Origin of the sequence: Agrobacterium sp. SORGH_AS 787 (assembly GCF_030819035.1) — a bacterium.
Taxonomy (GTDB): domain Bacteria; phylum Pseudomonadota; class Alphaproteobacteria; order Rhizobiales; family Rhizobiaceae; genus Agrobacterium; species Agrobacterium larrymoorei_B.
This window is the reverse complement of record NZ_JAUTBG010000002.1, coordinates 1613211-1629551: the sequence shown is the minus strand read 5'-3', so window position 1 is coordinate 1629551 and position 16341 is coordinate 1613211. Positions and strand designations below refer to the sequence as shown.

Annotated in this window: 14 protein-coding genes and 1 pseudogene; 6 read left to right on the top strand and 9 right to left on the bottom strand. The window is 57.7% G+C overall.

The window, feature by feature from the left end; all coding sequences use genetic code 11:
• Nucleotides 1-34: 34 nt before the first annotated feature.
• From QE435_RS17055 to moaB, 4 genes are all read left to right on the top strand, one after another.
• Nucleotides 35-1051 (top strand): polyprenyl synthetase family protein, encoded by a 1017-nt coding sequence (locus QE435_RS17055; protein ID WP_306931334.1) that lies wholly within the window; start codon nucleotides 35-37, stop codon nucleotides 1049-1051.
• A gap of 249 nt (nucleotides 1052-1300) precedes the next feature.
• Nucleotides 1301-3136, top strand: a complete 1836-nt coding sequence (locus tag QE435_RS17050; protein ID WP_349042091.1) for a tetratricopeptide repeat protein — start codon at nucleotides 1301-1303, stop codon at nucleotides 3134-3136.
• Nucleotides 3137-3142: 6 nt separating this feature from the next.
• Nucleotides 3143-4051, top strand: a complete 909-nt coding sequence (locus tag QE435_RS17045) for a 4-(cytidine 5'-diphospho)-2-C-methyl-D-erythritol kinase (protein ID WP_349042090.1) — start codon at nucleotides 3143-3145, stop codon at nucleotides 4049-4051.
• A gap of 5 nt (nucleotides 4052-4056) precedes the next feature.
• On the top strand, nucleotides 4057-4602 hold the full coding sequence (moaB, locus tag QE435_RS17040) for a molybdenum cofactor biosynthesis protein B (RefSeq protein ID WP_349042891.1): 546 nt from the start codon (nucleotides 4057-4059) through the stop codon (nucleotides 4600-4602).
• A 100-nt stretch (nucleotides 4603-4702) separates the two neighbouring features.
• On the opposite strand, the gene QE435_RS17035 is transcribed toward moaB, so the two are convergent.
• On the bottom strand, nucleotides 4703-5221 hold the full coding sequence (locus QE435_RS17035) for a glycosyltransferase family A protein (protein ID WP_349042089.1): 519 nt from the start codon (nucleotides 5219-5221) through the stop codon (nucleotides 4703-4705).
• 329 nt (nucleotides 5222-5550) lie between these two features.
• Between QE435_RS17035 and QE435_RS17030 the strand changes: the two genes are divergently transcribed.
• Both QE435_RS17030 and QE435_RS17025 read left to right on the top strand, forming a co-directional pair.
• Nucleotides 5551-6708, top strand: a complete 1158-nt coding sequence (locus QE435_RS17030; RefSeq protein ID WP_349042088.1) for a PA0069 family radical SAM protein — start codon at nucleotides 5551-5553, stop codon at nucleotides 6706-6708.
• Nucleotides 6709-7009: 301 nt separating this feature from the next.
• A complete protein-coding gene (locus tag QE435_RS17025; protein ID WP_349042087.1) occupies nucleotides 7010-7684 on the top strand; it encodes a ribonuclease HII in 675 nt (224 codons plus the stop codon).
• A gap of 46 nt (nucleotides 7685-7730) precedes the next feature.
• Here QE435_RS17025 and QE435_RS17020 read toward each other — a convergent pair whose 3' ends face one another.
• From QE435_RS17020 to QE435_RS16985, 8 genes and pseudogenes are all read right to left on the bottom strand, one after another.
• Nucleotides 7731-9560 carry a methyl-accepting chemotaxis protein gene (locus QE435_RS17020; protein ID WP_349042086.1) on the bottom strand — a complete coding sequence of 610 codons (1830 nt, stop codon included), beginning with the start codon at nucleotides 9558-9560 and terminating at the stop codon, nucleotides 7731-7733.
• A 600-nt stretch (nucleotides 9561-10160) separates the two neighbouring features.
• Nucleotides 10161-10646: a F0F1 ATP synthase subunit B gene (locus QE435_RS17015; RefSeq protein WP_349042085.1), complete on the bottom strand. Its 486-nt coding sequence runs from the start codon at nucleotides 10644-10646 to the stop codon at nucleotides 10161-10163.
• Nucleotide 10647: 1 nt separating this feature from the next.
• Nucleotides 10648-11286, bottom strand: coding sequence for a F0F1 ATP synthase subunit B (locus QE435_RS17010; protein ID WP_349042084.1), 639 nt, complete (start codon nucleotides 11284-11286; stop codon nucleotides 10648-10650).
• Nucleotides 11287-11365: 79 nt separating this feature from the next.
• Nucleotides 11366-11593, bottom strand: a complete 228-nt coding sequence (locus tag QE435_RS17005; protein WP_027673924.1) for a F0F1 ATP synthase subunit C — start codon at nucleotides 11591-11593, stop codon at nucleotides 11366-11368.
• Nucleotides 11594-11663: 70 nt separating this feature from the next.
• Entirely contained in the window at nucleotides 11664-12413 is a 750-nt protein-coding gene (locus QE435_RS17000) for a F0F1 ATP synthase subunit A (protein ID WP_306931299.1), read from the bottom strand.
• 70 nt (nucleotides 12414-12483) lie between these two features.
• The gene (locus QE435_RS16995) at nucleotides 12484-12849 is read right to left on the bottom strand and encodes an AtpZ/AtpI family protein (protein WP_349042083.1); all 366 of its coding nucleotides are present in this window, start codon (nucleotides 12847-12849) and stop codon (nucleotides 12484-12486) included.
• A 303-nt stretch (nucleotides 12850-13152) separates the two neighbouring features.
• Nucleotides 13153-14328, bottom strand: a complete 1176-nt coding sequence (locus QE435_RS16990) for a cell wall hydrolase (RefSeq protein WP_349042082.1) — start codon at nucleotides 14326-14328, stop codon at nucleotides 13153-13155.
• Nucleotides 14329-14503: 175 nt separating this feature from the next.
• Nucleotides 14504-16339 (bottom strand): annotated as a pseudogene (locus tag QE435_RS16985) (potassium transporter Kup); the annotation flags it as partial.
• Nucleotides 16340-16341 lie beyond the last annotated feature (2 nt).

The following is a 16341-nucleotide window of genomic DNA, read 5'->3' as shown; positions in this document are numbered from 1 at the left end:
TGTCAAAACCGAAATCGAATAGGAGTCCGTTCCGTTGGGCGTCGTCATACCGCTTGAAGAAAGCAAAAACAAACTCGCATCCGTCAAGCCGCTTGTCGATCTGACCCGTCCGGACATGGAACGCGTCAACCAACTGATCCTCTCCAAGGCGGGGTCGGATGTGCAGATGATCCCGGAAGTGGCAAACCACCTGATCTCTTCCGGTGGCAAGCGGCTGCGCCCGATGCTGACGCTCGCCTCCGCCTCCATGTTCGGTTATGACGGCGACCACCATATCAAGCTCGCGACCAGCGTCGAGTTCATGCACACCGCAACACTCCTGCATGACGACGTGGTGGATGAGAGCGATCTGCGTCGCGGCAAGTCCACGGCACGCACCATCTGGGGCAATCAGGCGAGCGTGTTGGTCGGCGACTTCCTGCTGGGTCAAGCCTTCCGCATGATGGTGGATGTCGGCTCGCTGGATGCGCTGGACGTGCTCTCCACCGCCGCTTCCGTGATTGCCGAAGGCGAGGTGCTGCAGCTGTCCGTCGCCAAGAACATGGAGACGACGGAAGACGACTATCTCCAGGTTATCCGCGCCAAGACCGCGGCGCTGTTTGCGGCCGCTGCCGAAGTCGGCCCGATCGTTGCCAAGACGGACAAGGCGACGCGCGGTGCGCTGAAATCCTACGGCATGAATCTCGGCCTCGCCTTCCAGCTGGTGGACGACGTGCTGGACTATGGCGGCAAATCCGCCGATCTCGGCAAGAACACCGGCGACGATTTCCGTGAGGGCAAGATCACCCTTCCGGTCATCCTGTCCTATCGCCGGGGCACGACCGATGAGCGGGCGTTCTGGAAGCGCGCGATCGAGAACGGCGAGAGCACGGATGAAAATCTCGAGATCGCGCTGGGTCTTATCAAGAAATATAATGGTTTGACGGACACGATCTCTCGCGCCAACCACTATGGCACGATCGCGCGCGATGCGCTGGCACCGCTGCCGAACAGCCCGTGGAAGGATGCACTGATGGAAGTGATCGACTTCTGCATCGAGCGCGTCAACTGACGGTCGGTCGAGCTTTTCGTCAAAAAGGAAACGGTCGACGGAAGGAAGAAGACCAGCAGATTTTGTTGCAGGCCTGCTTCAAAAAAGCCATTCTATCATGACGTGATGCATGGCTTTCTGAACCGATTCCGGTTTCCGATGGCGTGTCTATCTCAAGCTTTGCAGTCATTATGGGCAGATATTTTGCCCAGCGCTGTTGAGTTTGAAGCTGATTTTTCAGTGCGGAAGCACACAAGCAAGGGTTCCTTCATGCGGCGCAATCCAGCATTTCGTCTTTTCGGCAGCGCGGCTTTCATTGCCGCACTCACGCTTGGCGCAGGCTCTGCCGCGCTCGCGGAGACGAAGCCCGCCGATAAGGCGGAAGAGGCCGTCAAGTTCGATCCAGGTCGAGTTACCACCTTCTCCGGCGCATTTCTGGCTGCCCGCACCGCCGATGTCGACCAGGATTATGCGACCGCCATCACCCTCTATCAGAAGGCGTTGGATTTCGATCCCGCCAATACCGAAATTCGCCAGCGCCTGATGATCGCACAACTGTTGAGCGGCGACTTCGAGGCTGGCGCGAAGATCGCGGACAGCCTGAAGGACGACAGCTCGGTCGAGCGCGTAACGACGATCGTGCGTGCGCTTGCGGCGATCAAGCACAAGGAATTCTCCTCCGCCGAAAAAATCCTGAAATATAGCGGCCCGAACGATCTGGACCGCATGGTCAATACGCTTCTTGCTGCATGGGCGCGCGCCGGTGCCGGAAAGAGCAAGGAAGCGCTCGCCATGGTCAATGGCATGAAGGGTCCGGGCTGGTTCTCGATCTTCCAGAAGTACAATGCGGGCGCCATTGCGCTGGTGACCGGCAACACGGACGCGGCCCGCAAGAGCCTGAGCGAAGCGGTGGCCGACCGTGAAGGCGGGGCGACCGCGACGGACACCTATATGCGCGCTGTGATGGCGCTGGCCCGGTTGGAGGCGAAAGCGGGCAACAAGCAGAAAGCGCTAGACACGATTGCCGTCGGCGACGGTTTTGCTCCGAATTATGCGCCGTTGAAGGCGCTGCGCCAAAGCATCGAAAAGGGCGAGAAGCCCGACCAGCAGGTTCAGACCGCGGTTGAAGGTGCTGCCTCGGTAATGTTTTCGATTGCCGGTGCGCTGAACCGCGAAGGTGCGGAAGAAATCGTCACGCTCTATCTCCAGGCGTCGCGTGCGCTCGATCCGAAGAGCGCCGATACGCTCATTCTGCTTGGTGGCTTGGCCGAGGCGCAGAAGCAGGCGGAGCGCGCCATCGAATTCTATCGCGAGGTGCCGGCCGATTCGCCGATGCACCGCATTTCCGAGCTGCAGCTTGGCCTGACACTGGCGCAGACCGGCAAGGTGGATGAGGCGCGCCAGCATCTGAAGGCGCTGCTCGAATCCGATCCTGACGACATCCGCTCCTACCTCGCCTATGGCGCCGTCCTGTCTGATGCCAAGGATTATGCCGCCATGGCTGCCAATTACGACAAGGCTGCCGAGGTGATCGGCGCTGTCCCGAAGAAGTCAGATTGGACGATCTTCTTCCAGCGGGGCATTGCCTATGAGCGTCTGAAGCAATGGGACAAGGCCGAACCGAACTTCAAGCGGGCACTGGAGCTCAACCCTGAGCAGCCACAGGTCCTGAACTATCTCGGTTATTCCTGGGTCGATAAGAACATGAATCTCGACCAAGGCATCGAGATGATCCGCCGTGCGGTGGAGCTTCGCCCGAATGACGGCTACATCGTCGATTCGCTTGGCTGGGCGCATTATCGTCTTGGCGCTTTCGATGAGGCCGTGACCGAACTGGAACGCGCCATCGAGCTTCGCGCCGGTGACCCTACCATCAATGACCATCTGGGTGATGCCTATTGGCGCGTCGGCCGCAAGCTGGAGGCCGTGTACCAGTGGAACCGCGCGCTGATCGGCGATAGCGACGATGTGGACAAGGCGAAGGTGAAGGAAAAGATCGCCAACGGCCTGCCGCCGCTGGAGAAGGATGCGGAAAACACCGCAAAGAAGGATCAGGCGCCGCCGCCACCTGCACCGCCCGCCCCTGCCCCGGACAAAAAATCCTGACGTCTGATGGGCCCGGCTGATGGCAAGGGGGCGGTCGAAACTGTCGAGGCCGCTCCGGCGAAGATCAACCTTGCCCTGCATGTGACGGGGCAAAGGGAGGATGGTTATCACCTCCTCGACATGCTGGTGACCTTTACCGAAGCAGGCGATGTCATTCGCATTCGCCATGCTGACGAAGATAGCTTTTCCATATCCGGGCGTTTCGCCTCGGACCTTCTTCAGTCGGGCGCGAGCAACAATCTTGTGCTGAAGGCGCGCGATCTTCTGCGCAGCCATGCGCGGCAACGCGACATCGCGACAACACCGGTCGCTATTCAACTCGAAAAGAACCTGCCAGTCGCATCGGGAATCGGTGGCGGATCGGCCGACGCCGCTGCCGCCTTGCGCGGCTTGATCCACCATTGGCAATTGGACATCGGCGACGAGGACCTGAGCGGAATCGCACTCACGCTTGGGGCCGACGTACCAATGTGCCTTGCCAGCAAGCCGCTGATCGCGCAGGGGATCGGTGAAGAGCTCACGCTTCTTACTCAGTTCCCGCAATTGGCGCTGGTGCTGGTGAACCCGCTGAAGGGTGTTTCGACGCCGCAGATTTTCCGCTTGCTGGCGCACAAGCAGAACGAACCTCTTCCCGCTCCGCCTGATGATGAAGGCGAGTCCTGGCTTCCGACAATGGACGGGCTCAGAAACGATTTGCAGCTCCCCGCCATCTCGCTTTTGCCTGAGATCAACGATGTGTTGGCGATGCTTCGTTCGGAGGGCGCGGATCTCGCACGCATGTCCGGTTCCGGCGCCACATGCTTTGGCATTTTTTCCTCCCTACAAAAAGCAGAGGCAGCAGCGGCAAGGCTTCGGGAACGGAAACCCGGATGGTATGTTCAGGAAACAATGTCAATTGCAGGGAGAGTGTTATGAGCCAGATGAAGACGGGTGGAGAGCGGCAATTCATTCCGGTCGGCATCGCCGTTTTGACCGTATCGGACACCCGCACATTGGCGGACGACAAATCCGGCAACACGCTCGCAGCCCGAATCGAGGAGGCTGGCCACCATCTGGTGGATCGCGCGATCGTCCCCGACGACATCGCTGTCATTCGTGAGAAGGTACGTGACTGGACGTTGTCGGATCAAATCGACGTCGTCATCACCACGGGCGGCACGGGCTTTACCGGCCGCGACGTGACGCCGGAAGCTCTGGAGCCACTCTTCGACAAGCACATGGACGGCTTCTCCGAGGTGTTCCACCGCATTTCCTACGACAAGATCGGCACCTCCACCATTCAATCGCGCGCCACCGCGGGGCTTGCCAATACGACCTTCATCTTCGTTCTGCCGGGCTCACCTGGCGCTTGCAAGGATGCTTGGGACGGGATTTTGAAAGCGCAGCTGGATTATCGCCACATGCCCTGCAACTTCGTGGAAATCATGCCACGGCTGGACGAGCACCTGCGCCGCACAAAGGGCTGATGCCAACAGCATCGGTCCGAAAATCGAAATCGATTTTCGGAAAAGCACGATACGTAGCTTCAAAGAGATAGAGTGTCCTTATTGGGTCCAAAAGGACGCTCTACCGCACAGGACTGAGCGCCCAAGCCGGCACCAACTCCGCCGTTAATCTGAGAGGCTTCTGCGTTTTTGAAAACTCCTTCAGCGGCAGGCCGGATTTTGCGAGTTCGATTGCATCCCGCTTGCGCAGCAAGAGGCCAAACTCCAGAGGTGGACCGCGCCGAAGCATTCGCTCAAGGAAGGGTTTCTTATAATAGCGTGATGGCGAGAACTGCGCCGGTCGCTCATTCAACGCCATGTATTCGAGAACATCCTCGATCCAGCCACCCTGCGGACGGCTGCCCGGCTCGATCAGCAAAATCCAATCGCCGCGGATCGACTGAATGACATCGTCGATCTTCCAGCTCTGATGGAAGCGGCAACCGGCAGCCTCTGCAACCCGCGCCGAGCCATCCTGCGAGGCGTGGTCGAGAATGATGACATCGCTGATCAGACCCTTCACGGCGCCCGTGACCAGCGCCGAAAGCGTGTGTGCTAGCGCTGGTTCGTTGTTGTGGCATTCCATGATGACTGTCAGCATCTCTTTGTCACTTGCGGTGCGTTCCGATCAATAAAGTCTCTATAGCATCGCTACAGCATCGGCCGGAAAATCGGAACCGATTTTCGGAAAGCACAGTGTGTAGACTCAAAAGGGGTAAGGCGCGCGAGCCCAAATCACCTTTCCAAACGCGCTGGTCGCTCAAAAATCTTTCCCTTCTCGCTTGCTCCGGATCCCATAAAGCAGACCTTCATCGCCTCCTCACTACACGACGATCTCACTGCCCCAATTTTTGTTCTTGTATTGTTCTCATTTGTGCATTAGATATTTGCTCATCCAATTCGCTGGCGCTGGCCGGTCAGGAGCATCAGATGAGACACCAAGTGCTTTCGGGGCAGGCTGCCTATCAGCCGGGCCATACGCCGGATATTGCCAATGCTCTGGCAGATGACTCCGGTCTCAGGATCGAAATCGATCGTCGTCGCGGCAGAGGTGCAGGCATCAATCCTGGCGGTCGTTTCGAAACGTTACAGCATGAAGCCTTTAACGATGGCTGGGACATTATCGAAGAACTCCCGGAGTTCAAGACGGATGTGCAGGTGGAAAAGCCGCGCACCATCATCACCCGCAACGAATCGCCCGACATTCCCTTCGACCGGTCGATCAATCCCTATCGCGGCTGCGAGCATGGCTGCATCTATTGCTTCGCCCGGCCAACGCATAGCTATATGGGACTTTCGGCCGGGATCGATTTTGAAGCGAAGCTCTTTGCCAAGCCGGATGCCGCCAAACTTCTGGAGCGCGAGCTTGCCAAGCCTGGCTACAAGGCGCGGGTGATTGCGATCGGCACCAATACCGATCCCTACCAGCCGATCGAGAAGGAATGGCGGATCATGCATCAGATCCTTGAGGTGCTGGCCAAGGCGGAACATCCGGTCGCCATTGTCACGAAATCGGCGCTGATCACGCGCGATATCGATATTCTGGCGCCCATGGCGAAGAAGGGCCTCGTCAAAGTCGGCATCTCGGTGACGACGCTCGATCGCAAGCTGGCCCGCAGCATGGAGCCACGCGCCTCGACGCCATCGAAAAGGTTGGAGGCAGTCAAAACGCTGACGGAAGCCGGGATACCAGTGGCCGTCATGATGGCTCCTGTCATCCCCGCACTGAACGATCATGAGATCGAGCGTGTGCTAGAGGCTGGCAAAGCCGCCGGGGCTATGGAAGCCTCTTATGTGCTGCTGCGCCTGCCACTCGAGGTTAGCCCGCTGTTCCGCGACTGGTTGCTGCGTAATTACCCGGACCGCTACCGTCATGTCATGTCGCTGGTACGCTCCATGCGCGACGGGAAGGATTATGATGCGGAGTTTGGCAAGCGCATGAAGGGTGCAGGTCCCTATGCCTGGCAGATCAGCCGCCGCTTCGAGATGGCGACCAAAAGGCTCGGTCTCATTCGCAGGGGTATCCAGCTGCGTGATGATCTCTTTGCTCCGCCCGGCGGTGCCGGCGTCCAACTTTCCTTGCTTTGAAGGATGGAAACGCTCGGCCACGCCAACTCCGCCTTATGACATCGGTTTCCAAGCGTCTCTAGATTATTGCGTAAAGACCACGGCTACTAAGTCACTCTTGAAGAAATGTTCGGTGCGCGTCCCTGACGCACCGGCATTGCCCCCGGTTCCGCCGCCTCGCGTGCGATTTCTCGTTTTCCTCCGCCCTATAAGAAAACGATCCTGGCCTCTCGCGCCACGGATGACAACCACGCCCTACGGGTTGTCTATCGCCGCACCGGGGGCTTGCGGGAGATCGGGTGTCTGTGCAAGTTTCCGCCGCATGAAGCGACGCACAGCATCCGATTCTCCTGCCCTGTTCGATCTTGCTCCGGCGAGCCCCGACTTCAGCATGGAGCTAGAAGCCCGCCAGCGAGGCCTTTGGCCCGTGGCAGGGACGGATGAGGCTGGACGCGGGCCTCTGGCCGGCCCCGTCGTTGCCGCCGCCGTCATTCTTGACCCCGACAATATCCCAGATGGTCTCGATGATTCAAAGAAGCTGACCAAGGCGAAACGGGAAGTGCTGTTCACGAAGATCGTGGAAACGTCGATCGTCTCGGTCGCGTCATCCGGGCCTGTTCTGATAGACCGGATCAATATCCTCCGCGCCAGCCTCGATGCCATGCGCCGCGCTGTTCTTGGCCTTGAGCTTTCGCCTCGACTGGTATTGGCTGATGGGCGCGATCAACCGCCCGGCATGTCTTGTGAAGCGAAGGCTGTGATCAAGGGTGACGCGCGATCCCTGTCGATTGCCGCCGCATCGATTATCGCCAAAGTCACAAGAGACCGGATGATGGAGCGTGCCGGGACGGTGCACACCGCCTATGGCTTCGAGCTTCATGCGGGTTACGGGACGCCTGTGCATCTTCGCGCCATCGAGGCCCATGGCGCGTGTTCCCTTCATCGAATGAGCTTTCGGCCGCTTCGTCAGGACGCTGCCGAAGCAGACGTGGCTTAAAACCTGGAACTTCTGCTACGTCGATAGGAGAGCAAGGTTCCACCCATTAGCCGGCAAGCCGCATATCGCTAGCACGACCATCATCGCGCTGCGCATGATCGGCCAGCTTGAACCGCTCCAGCAGCGCACGGAGTCTGTCGCTTTCTGTCGCCAGTGCCGAGGTTGCAGTGGTGGTTTCCTCCACCAATGCTGCATTCTGCTGCGTCGTTTGGTCCATCTGGTTGACGGCTGTATTGACTTCCGTGAGACCGGTCGCCTGCTCTTGGGATGAGGTGGCAATCGCGCCCATATGCTCATTGACAGCTTCGACATGGTGACTGATTGCTTTGAGTGCCTCACCGGTCTGCTGGACCAGCTTCACACCATTCTCCACCTCATGCGACGACTTACCGATCAGTTCCTTGATTTCCTTCGCCGCCCTCGCTGAGCGTTGCGCCAGTTCGCGCACTTCCTGCGCAACAACGGCGAAGCCCTTGCCCGCTTCACCAGCACGCGCGGCTTCAACACCCGCATTTAGCGCCAGCAGATTGGTCTGAAAGGCAATCTCGTCGATCACCACAATGATATTGGAAATCTGGCCCGAGGATTGTTCAATGCGCTGCATGGCATCCACAGCCGCTGCAACGACATCACCGGAGACCTTTGCGGCGCGGTTGGCCTCGCTCGCAGCACCTGTCGCCTCCTGGGCACGTTTGGTGGAGTTCGCAACGTTGACGGTAATTTCATCCAGCGCCGCCGCCGTCTGTTCCAGGGTTGCGGCCTGCTGCTCGGTGCGCCGGGAAAGATCGGACGACCCTTCGGCAATTTCCCGGGTTCCGCTGTTCATCGTCTCAATGGCGCGCGAAATTTCCATGAGCGTATTTCCAAGCTGCTGGATCGACTGATTGAAGTCATTTCTGAGCGGCTCGAAATCAGGCGCAAATTTCTCGTTAAGGCGGAACGCCAGATCGCCTGAAGCAAGGCGGCGAAGTCCCGATGCAAGGCCGTATGTTGCCACACGCAGCCGCTCCTCGGCGTCAGCCTCGGCCTTTCGCTGGGCCTCCAGACGTTCAGCCTCGGCGCGCGAGCGGTTCTGCTCAGCCTCGGCCTCAAGGCGCTTGTTCTCGATCGCGCTTTGACGAAAGACCTCTACGGCATCCGCCATGGAGCCGATTTCGTCCTTGCGGCGACGCCCTGGGATATCGATCTGCGTATCACCCAAAGACAACTTGCGCATGACGCCCGTCATCTGCACGAGCGGCCGTGCGATGTAACGATTGCCAAAGACCGCCGCGCCAAGGCCGATCGTCAGCGCAAGCGCAAGCGCGATGTAGTTGAGCGTGATCGCGGAGCCAGCCGTCGAGACGGTGACATTACCCTCACGGCGCACATCCGCCTCAATGTCGTTGACTGCGTCTTGAAGTGTGCTCTTCGCTTGATTGTAGGCAGTCAGCGCACCACCGGCGAACATCGATCTCGCCTCATCAATCTTGTTGGCATCGACGAGGGCCTGCACTTGTGTCCACTTGCTTTCGGCCACAGCCCAGCGCGCGTTGAAGTTCTCAAAGTTCTGCTTGTCCGCATCATCAACGAGATATTCCTGATACTCCTTCACCCTCGCCGCAAGCGCACCTTCAGCCTTCGCCAAGTCGGCCTGAAAATTGGCTCGTGCGTCCGGATCCGCAATAACAATTGCGCTCTGTGCATTTCTGATGCTTCCAATGTCGGCATTGATGGCGCCAATCACGATAAAACCGGACACCCGCTCCCGGACAATCACACCGATCCCATCTTCGATCTGCGACATGGATATGATTGAGGAGATGCCTTGCACACCCGCCACAAGAATCATGACTCCAGACAGAGCAGCCAGAACCTTGCCGATCGATAATTTCATAGCATCATCCTCAAATAAATCTGTGGAAGTAATCTTGGTGGTAGAACCGTGTCGTTCGAGGTTTATTCGAGTTATGCTCATCGACGCGAGCAGTGTTATTTCATAGCGCCATCTACGAAAATTATAACCAAATATTATTAGATATTATTTATATTTAATTAAAATACTCATTGAAATAGTAGTTCTTTATATTTTTCCGCCATCCCAACAGACTCATTGCGGATACGAAAATTAATGAGCAACAGCGCGTTCATTTCGACGATTTCTCTTGTAAAGCGACTACCCCCGCGGGAAACAATAACCGACTGATACTTTCGATTTAAACGACATCTCACCTAGTCTTCCAAAATAAACGCGGGCTTCTACATCGTAAAGCATGTGAAGCCCTGGGCGTCGGCGTCTCAACATGTCCTACAACGCGGCGCGATGGCCATTTCGGGATGTTTTCCAGCTCACGACATGGCTCACCGCTTCTATCCCGCACCTCAAAGGTGACGCTGCATGCGGTTCCCGGTCTCCAGAATAGAACAACAAAAAAACCCCTCCCGGTGACTACCGGAAGGGGTTTCTACTATTCAATGCGATCAGATCTTACAGAGCTTAGTTCAAGCGCGACTTGACTTCACCGATAGCAGATTTGATCAGTTTGCCCTTGGCAGCAGCCGTCGTCTTTTCGGCAATCAGCTTCTCCGACGCTGCAATCGCAATGTCGACTGCCGCGGAGCGAACAGCGCCGATCGCATCTGTTTCAGCCTGCTTGATCTTCTGCTCGGAAAGCGCGGTACGGCGAGCGACAAACTCTTCCGTTTTTGCCTTGGCTTCCGCCGTCAGCGCTGCAGCTTCGCGTTCAGCCGCGGCAACGATGTTCGCTGCATCCGCTTCCGCTTCCTTCCGCTTGCGCTGATACTCAGCCAGCAGGTGCTGGGCTTCTTCACGCAGCCGCTTGGCTTCCGCCAGTTCTTCGGTGATGTTCTTGGCGCGCTCATCGAGTGAGCTTGCCAACATGCCCGGAACCTTGAGGTAGGCAATCAGCACGAAGAAGAGAATGAGACCTACGAGTGCGTAGAATGTTGCGTCAAACGCCATCTCAAGCCCCCTTCACGTCGGATACCGCAGCAACGGCTGCCTTGGCATCGGTTTCCTTGACCTTCAGGCCGATCAGCTGATCGACGACGGCAGTCGCGGTTTCTTCGGCAATCGTGCCGACATCGGCCAATGCTTGCTGCTTGATGGACGCGATACGCGCTTCGGCAGCAGAAAGCTTCTCAGCCAGTTCCGCTTCGACCGCGGCGCGGTCCGCATTAGCCTTGGCCTTTGCAGCGTCGCGAGCGGCGGATGCGATGGATCCAGCCTTGGCGCGTGCTGCAGCAAGTTCTTTTTCGTAGGTTTCGATCGCAGCGTCAGCCTCAGACTTCAGCCGGGAGGCTTCATCGAGATCCTGTGCGATACGGCCATGACGATCCTCAAGGATGCCACCGACACGCGGCACGATGACTTTCTTCATGAGCACGTAGAAAATGCCGAACGAGATCGCCAGCCACAAAAGCTGGGATGCGTAGGTCGACGAATCGAAAGGCGGAAATACGCCGGATCCGTGACCGGCGTCATGCGCCACTCCGGTTTCCGTATGCGTTGCTTCCGGGGCCGTCTGGCCGACAGCGGGTGTTTCCGTCGTCGTTCCGGTTGACGGCGCTGCTGACTGGGCAAGAGCCTCGGTCACGAACATGCTCACCTCCAGGGGTACTGCAAATGCGAAGGATCACGGCACGCCGTTTGCGAGCCGTGATCCAAACCTGATGCCGTTATTAGACAGCGAACAGGAGAAGGAGAGCAACGAGCAGCGAGAAGATGCCCAGAGCTTCCGTAACGGCGAAGCCGAATACCAGACGGCCGAACTGGCTGTCAGCGGCAGACGGGTTGCGCAGTGCGCCGGAGAGGAAATCGCCGAAGATACGGCCGAGAGCGAGGGACGTACCAGCCATGCCGAGGCATGCGAGACCTGCGCCGATGTACTTTGCTGCTTCCGCTTCCATATTAAGCTCCTTGAAATGGTTGTTGCGGCTGTTTTTTGACACCCGGTTCCGGGGCCAGCGACTTTACTTCTCAGTGACCACCATGCACGGCGTCATTCAGGTACATGCATGTCAGTACCGCGAAGACATATGCCTGCAAGAAGGCGACGAGAAATTCGAGAGCGGTCATGGCGACCGTCATGAGGAGAGGCAGGATCGCTCCGCCGACACCGATCGCGCCAAGCGCGCTCATTGAAGCGACGAAACCTGCGAATACCTTCAGCGTGATGTGACCTGCCAGCATGTTCGCGAAAAGACGAACAGAGAGGCTGATCGGACGCGAGAGAAAGGAAATGACCTCGATGGCCGACACAAGCGGCAAGAGAACGGCAGGAACGCCCGAAGGAGCGAAGATGCCGAGGAAGTGCAGGCCGTGCTTGTAGAAACCGTAGACGATGACCGTTCCGATGACGAGGCACGACAGTGCAAAGGTCACGATGATCTGGCTCGTTACCGTGAAGAAATACGGGAACATGCCGAGAAGGTTGGCAGTCAGAACGAACATGAAGAGCGAGAAGACGAAGGGGAAGAAGACCATCCCCTTCTTGCCCGCACCTTCACGAAGCATCGACGCGATGAATTCGTAGGACATTTCGGCAACGGACTGCACGCGGCCCGGGATCAGTCCGCGGTTCGACGTTGCGAAATAAAGGAAGCCCGACGCCGCAGCGACTGTAGCAACCATGAAAAGCGACGCATTGGTGAACGAAAAATCAACGCCACCGATATTGATCGGGATAATCGGCTGCACCAAGAACTGATGAGTCGGATCGTTTGCCACCGGCTGCCCTCTTTACCTGTTGCCGCAGAACCGCGGCACCTCGCATCTATATTTCATGGAAAGAACGGCATCAGCCGTTTTTCTCCCCACCCTGATCTTTCCCCAGCCCATCCTGAAGAAGCGGCGGCTTTGCCACCATCCCCGCAGACCGCAGAACATTCAATACGCCTGCACAAAAACCGAGAAGAAGAAGAACGATCATCCCCCACGGCGACGTGCCAGCAAAATAGTCCAGAAGATGACCCAGCATCGCGCCGACAATGATGGCGGAAATGAATTCCGAAGAGAGCTTGATCGCCATCGCAAAGCCTTTCCGGCTCTCCTCCGCGTTCTGCTCCGTCCGCCTCTCCGCCTCATCGTCCGCATGAACCTTGGCCAATCCCTCGGCAAGGCGCTTGCGGCGCTCATCCAGACTATCGTTACGGTTGCCGGTCATTTTAAAATCCTGCCCTTTTCGCTCCGTTCCAGCGTTGCCAGAACCCTTTGGAGTTGTAAACGGCAGGGCTTTTAGCCTGTTCCAGCCCGCTCTGAAGTCGCGCGCAACATAGTTTTAGGGACTTCGCTAGTCAAGGCACCGTCGGCGCTTGTTTCAGCACAAATTTTCTGATTAAAATCAATCGCTTGGTCGACAAACACGGAATCTTGGCACGGTTTGCCGATGGAATCGGCATTTTTGACACGGGTTTTGCAGGCAAATCCGCGTGATCGTGACAGCGCTTCCTTGTTAAATGGTAACGCTCTAGCTCCAGCCGCCGCCATAGGTCCGGTAGAAGACGTGCAACCCGATCCTGCCGACCTTCTTCATGGATTTGCCCCAGGCGGGTCGGACATAGATGGCGTGATAATGGGTAGCAGAGCCCACTTCACTCAGCCAGATCTTGCCGGCTGTCGTTGCCATGGCAACTTCGCGCGCCATCTTCCAGTGCCGCTCGGAATTGACGCGGTCCTTGATGTTGTCGCAGGCGAAGGAGAACTGGCAGCGGTTACGCCAATCCTTGTTCTGATAGACCACGCCGCAGATGGTTTTCGGATAGGCGGGGTTGCGCACGCGGTTGAGAATGACCTGAGCGACGGCCGCTTGCCCCTTGATGGATTCGCCGCGGGCTTCGAAGTAGATGCCGGAGGCCAGGCACTGTTGCTCCGCAGCCGAAAAGGCTTCTGCCGGCAGCGGCGTCGCCGCCCAGGCGTGATCATCCGGGGAGATTGGTGGGATGAAACGTCCGGTATCCGGCTTTTTCAGGATGGCGTCGAAGGGTGACTCGCGGGCGAAGTCCGGCTCCGCCGGGGCGTAGGCCGTGGCCAGTACATCCGGGGTGCGGTTGGTGACCAGACCCGCCAGCATTGGCGACACGGTTTTATCGGCCTTCCTCTCATCGCGGCGGAAATAGAAGGAGGCAAGTTCGATCTCTTTGCTCTTCTTCGGCTTGACGAAGGCGGTTCGATCCTTGCGCTTGAGCGGCTCGATATCGATCATGCTTGTGCGTTGAAGAACCGAGCCGGCAGTAAAGGCTTTCGGCGGCTGCATCACTTCGGTGGCCATCACCCTGCCCTTCTTGGCGGCGCGATTGACACGCTCACTATCGGGCGTCGTCTCATGGCCACCCTTTTTGGTGATGAAGGCAACTTTACGGCCATCGGGAAGCGTCATGCCTGCGCCGGTGATGGCCGCGGTATCGCTCGCATCATTGAAAGCCAGAGACGCGTTGTGAACAGAACCCGCTGGGGAGTTGGTCAGCACCATGCGCCACTGTTCGCCGCCGGCATCGAGACCAGCAAGAAGCGAAGCGAGATCCGCGCGGGCTGCAAGGGAGGGGAAGGCAAGCCAGGCCACGAGGCCAAAGACAACAGGCGAGGTCCACTTCTCATAGGCAATGAGGGGCCCGCGACGCGATACTTTTCTTGAACGCAAAACCATGACTCCGGACACACGCAAACAACTTGCTACACAGCCGGATAATCTCTCATTAACCTTGATGCTTGGTTAACGATGCACCTTTGAAAGCCACCTCACATTAATGTGTGACCAGATACTAAAACGCGCCGCTCTTGGAGAGGAGAGCGACGCGTTGCTAAAACATTGTATTGGAAGCTCAGATGACCACGTGTGAGCCGAGTTCGACGACGCGGTTTGTCGGAAGGCGGAAATAATCGGATGGGTCAGCCGCATTTTCCGCCAGAGCGATGAACAACCGGTTTTGCCAGCCAGGCATGGCCGATTTCGAATCCGGCACCAGTTTTCGACGTCCCAGATAGAAGGAGGTCGACATGATATCGAACTTGTAGCCGGTGCGGCGCAGATAGCCGAGTGCCTGGGTGACGTTCTGGGTTTCCATGAAGCCGAAATGCAATTCGACCACGACGAAGCGCTCACTGATCTTGGTCATGGTGTAGCGTTTGTCCGTGTGAACGCGCGGCGTATCCTCCGTGCGGATCGTCAGGATGACGTTCTTGTCGTGCAGAACGTGGTTGTGTTTGAGGTTATGCAGCAATGCGGCGGGTGCCGTCTCAGGATCGCCGGTCAGGAAGATCGCCGTGCCGGGAATACGCACCGGCGCATGCGCACTTTCCTTCTCCACAGAGGCGACGAAAGCCTTCAGCGGCACGTCGGTTCTCCGAGTCTTGGCAAAGAGTATCTTGGAGCCGCGCTGCCACGTCATCATAATGACGGTAAAGGCAATTGCCAGCAGGACCGGCACGTAGCCACCGTCATGGATTTTCAAGAGGTTGGCGCCGAGGAAAATCAGTTCAAGCGTGATAAAGGGCAGAACGACCAGGAGCGTGAGGGGCAGCGACCATTTCCATTGGCTGCGGGCAAACTGGAAGAACAACAGGCTGGTCACGACCATCGCGCCGGTAACGGAGATACCATAGGCGGTAGCGAGCGCGTCGGAACTCTTGAAAGTGAACACCAGGGCGACGACACCAATGAGTAGCACCGTGTTGACGGACGGCAGATAGATTTGTCCGGTGTTGGTCTCGGAGGTGAAGAGGATTTCCATGCGCGGCAGGTAGCCGAGGTTGATCGCCTGGCGCACCATCGAGAAGGCACCCGTGATCACTGCCTGGCTGGCAATGATGGTGGCAGCCGTCGCAAGGATAACCGCCGGCAGCAGCGCCCATTGCGGGAACATCAAATAGAAGGGGTTCGACATGGTGGACTGGTCCTTCAGAACCAGTGCGCCTTGGCCGAGATAATTGAGGGTGAGTGCGGGAAAGACCAGCGCGAACCAGGCCCACTGGATGGGCTTGCGTCCAAAATGGCCAAGATCGGCATAAAGCGCTTCGGCACCCGTAATGGTCAGAAACACCGCACCGAGCACCACAAGGCCATAAAAACCCTCATTCATCAGAAACTCGACCGCATGGATCGGATTGAAGGAATAGAGGATCCTGAAGTCGTCAGAGATATGCAGGAGCCCGACAAAGCCCATCACGATGAACCAGACTGCTGTGATCGGGCCAAAGAACTTGGCGACGATCTCCGTGCCATGCGACTGGATGGCAAAGAGACCGACCAGAATGACGAGCGAGATCGGAATGATGAATTCATCCATTTGCGGGGTCACGAGCTTCAGGCCTTCCACGGCGGAAAGGACCGAAAGCGCCGGCGTAATCATCGCGTCGCCCAGGAAGAGAGCCGCACCGATCAGGCCCAGCATGATGAGGAAATTGCGTCGCGCGCCTGCTCTCTTCATCAGCAAAGCCAGCAGCGAGAGCGTTCCGCCTTCGCCATCATTGTCCGCCCGCAGCAGAAAACAGATGTATTTGATCGTGACAATGATAGTGAGCGACCAAATCATCAGTGAAATAAGGCCGATGACTTCGGCTTCGGTCAGCCCGTCCTGGGAGATCGGCTTCAGCGCTTCTCTGAACGCATAAAGAGGGCTTGTGCCGATATCGCCGTACACAACGCCAATAGAGCCGAGCA

Excerpts from the sequence above, each read along its gene's own strand:
- QE435_RS16990 (WP_349042082.1), bottom strand. The coding sequence starts at position 14,328 with ATGGTTTTGCGTTCAAGAAAAGTATCGCGTCGCGGGCCCCTCATTGCC.
- QE435_RS17035 (WP_349042089.1), bottom strand. The coding sequence starts at position 5,221 with ATGCTGACAGTCATCATGGAATGCCACAACAACGAACCAGCGCTAGCA.
- QE435_RS17015 (WP_349042085.1), bottom strand. The coding sequence starts at position 10,646 with ATGGCGTTTGACGCAACATTCTACGCACTCGTAGGTCTCATTCTCTTC.
- QE435_RS16995 (WP_349042083.1), bottom strand. The coding sequence starts at position 12,849 with ATGACCGGCAACCGTAACGATAGTCTGGATGAGCGCCGCAAGCGCCTT.
- QE435_RS17005 (WP_027673924.1), bottom strand. The coding sequence starts at position 11,593 with ATGGAAGCGGAAGCAGCAAAGTACATCGGCGCAGGTCTCGCATGCCTC.
- QE435_RS17045 (WP_349042090.1), top strand. The coding sequence starts at position 3,143 with ATGGGCCCGGCTGATGGCAAGGGGGCGGTCGAAACTGTCGAGGCCGCT.
- QE435_RS17025 (WP_349042087.1), top strand. The coding sequence starts at position 7,010 with ATGAAGCGACGCACAGCATCCGATTCTCCTGCCCTGTTCGATCTTGCT.
- QE435_RS17050 (WP_349042091.1), top strand. The coding sequence starts at position 1,301 with ATGCGGCGCAATCCAGCATTTCGTCTTTTCGGCAGCGCGGCTTTCATT.
- QE435_RS17020 (WP_349042086.1), bottom strand. The coding sequence starts at position 9,560 with ATGAAATTATCGATCGGCAAGGTTCTGGCTGCTCTGTCTGGAGTCATG.
- QE435_RS17010 (WP_349042084.1), bottom strand. The coding sequence starts at position 11,286 with ATGTTCGTGACCGAGGCTCTTGCCCAGTCAGCAGCGCCGTCAACCGGA.
- QE435_RS17030 (WP_349042088.1), top strand. The coding sequence starts at position 5,551 with ATGAGACACCAAGTGCTTTCGGGGCAGGCTGCCTATCAGCCGGGCCAT.
- moaB (WP_349042891.1), top strand. The coding sequence starts at position 4,057 with ATGAAGACGGGTGGAGAGCGGCAATTCATTCCGGTCGGCATCGCCGTT.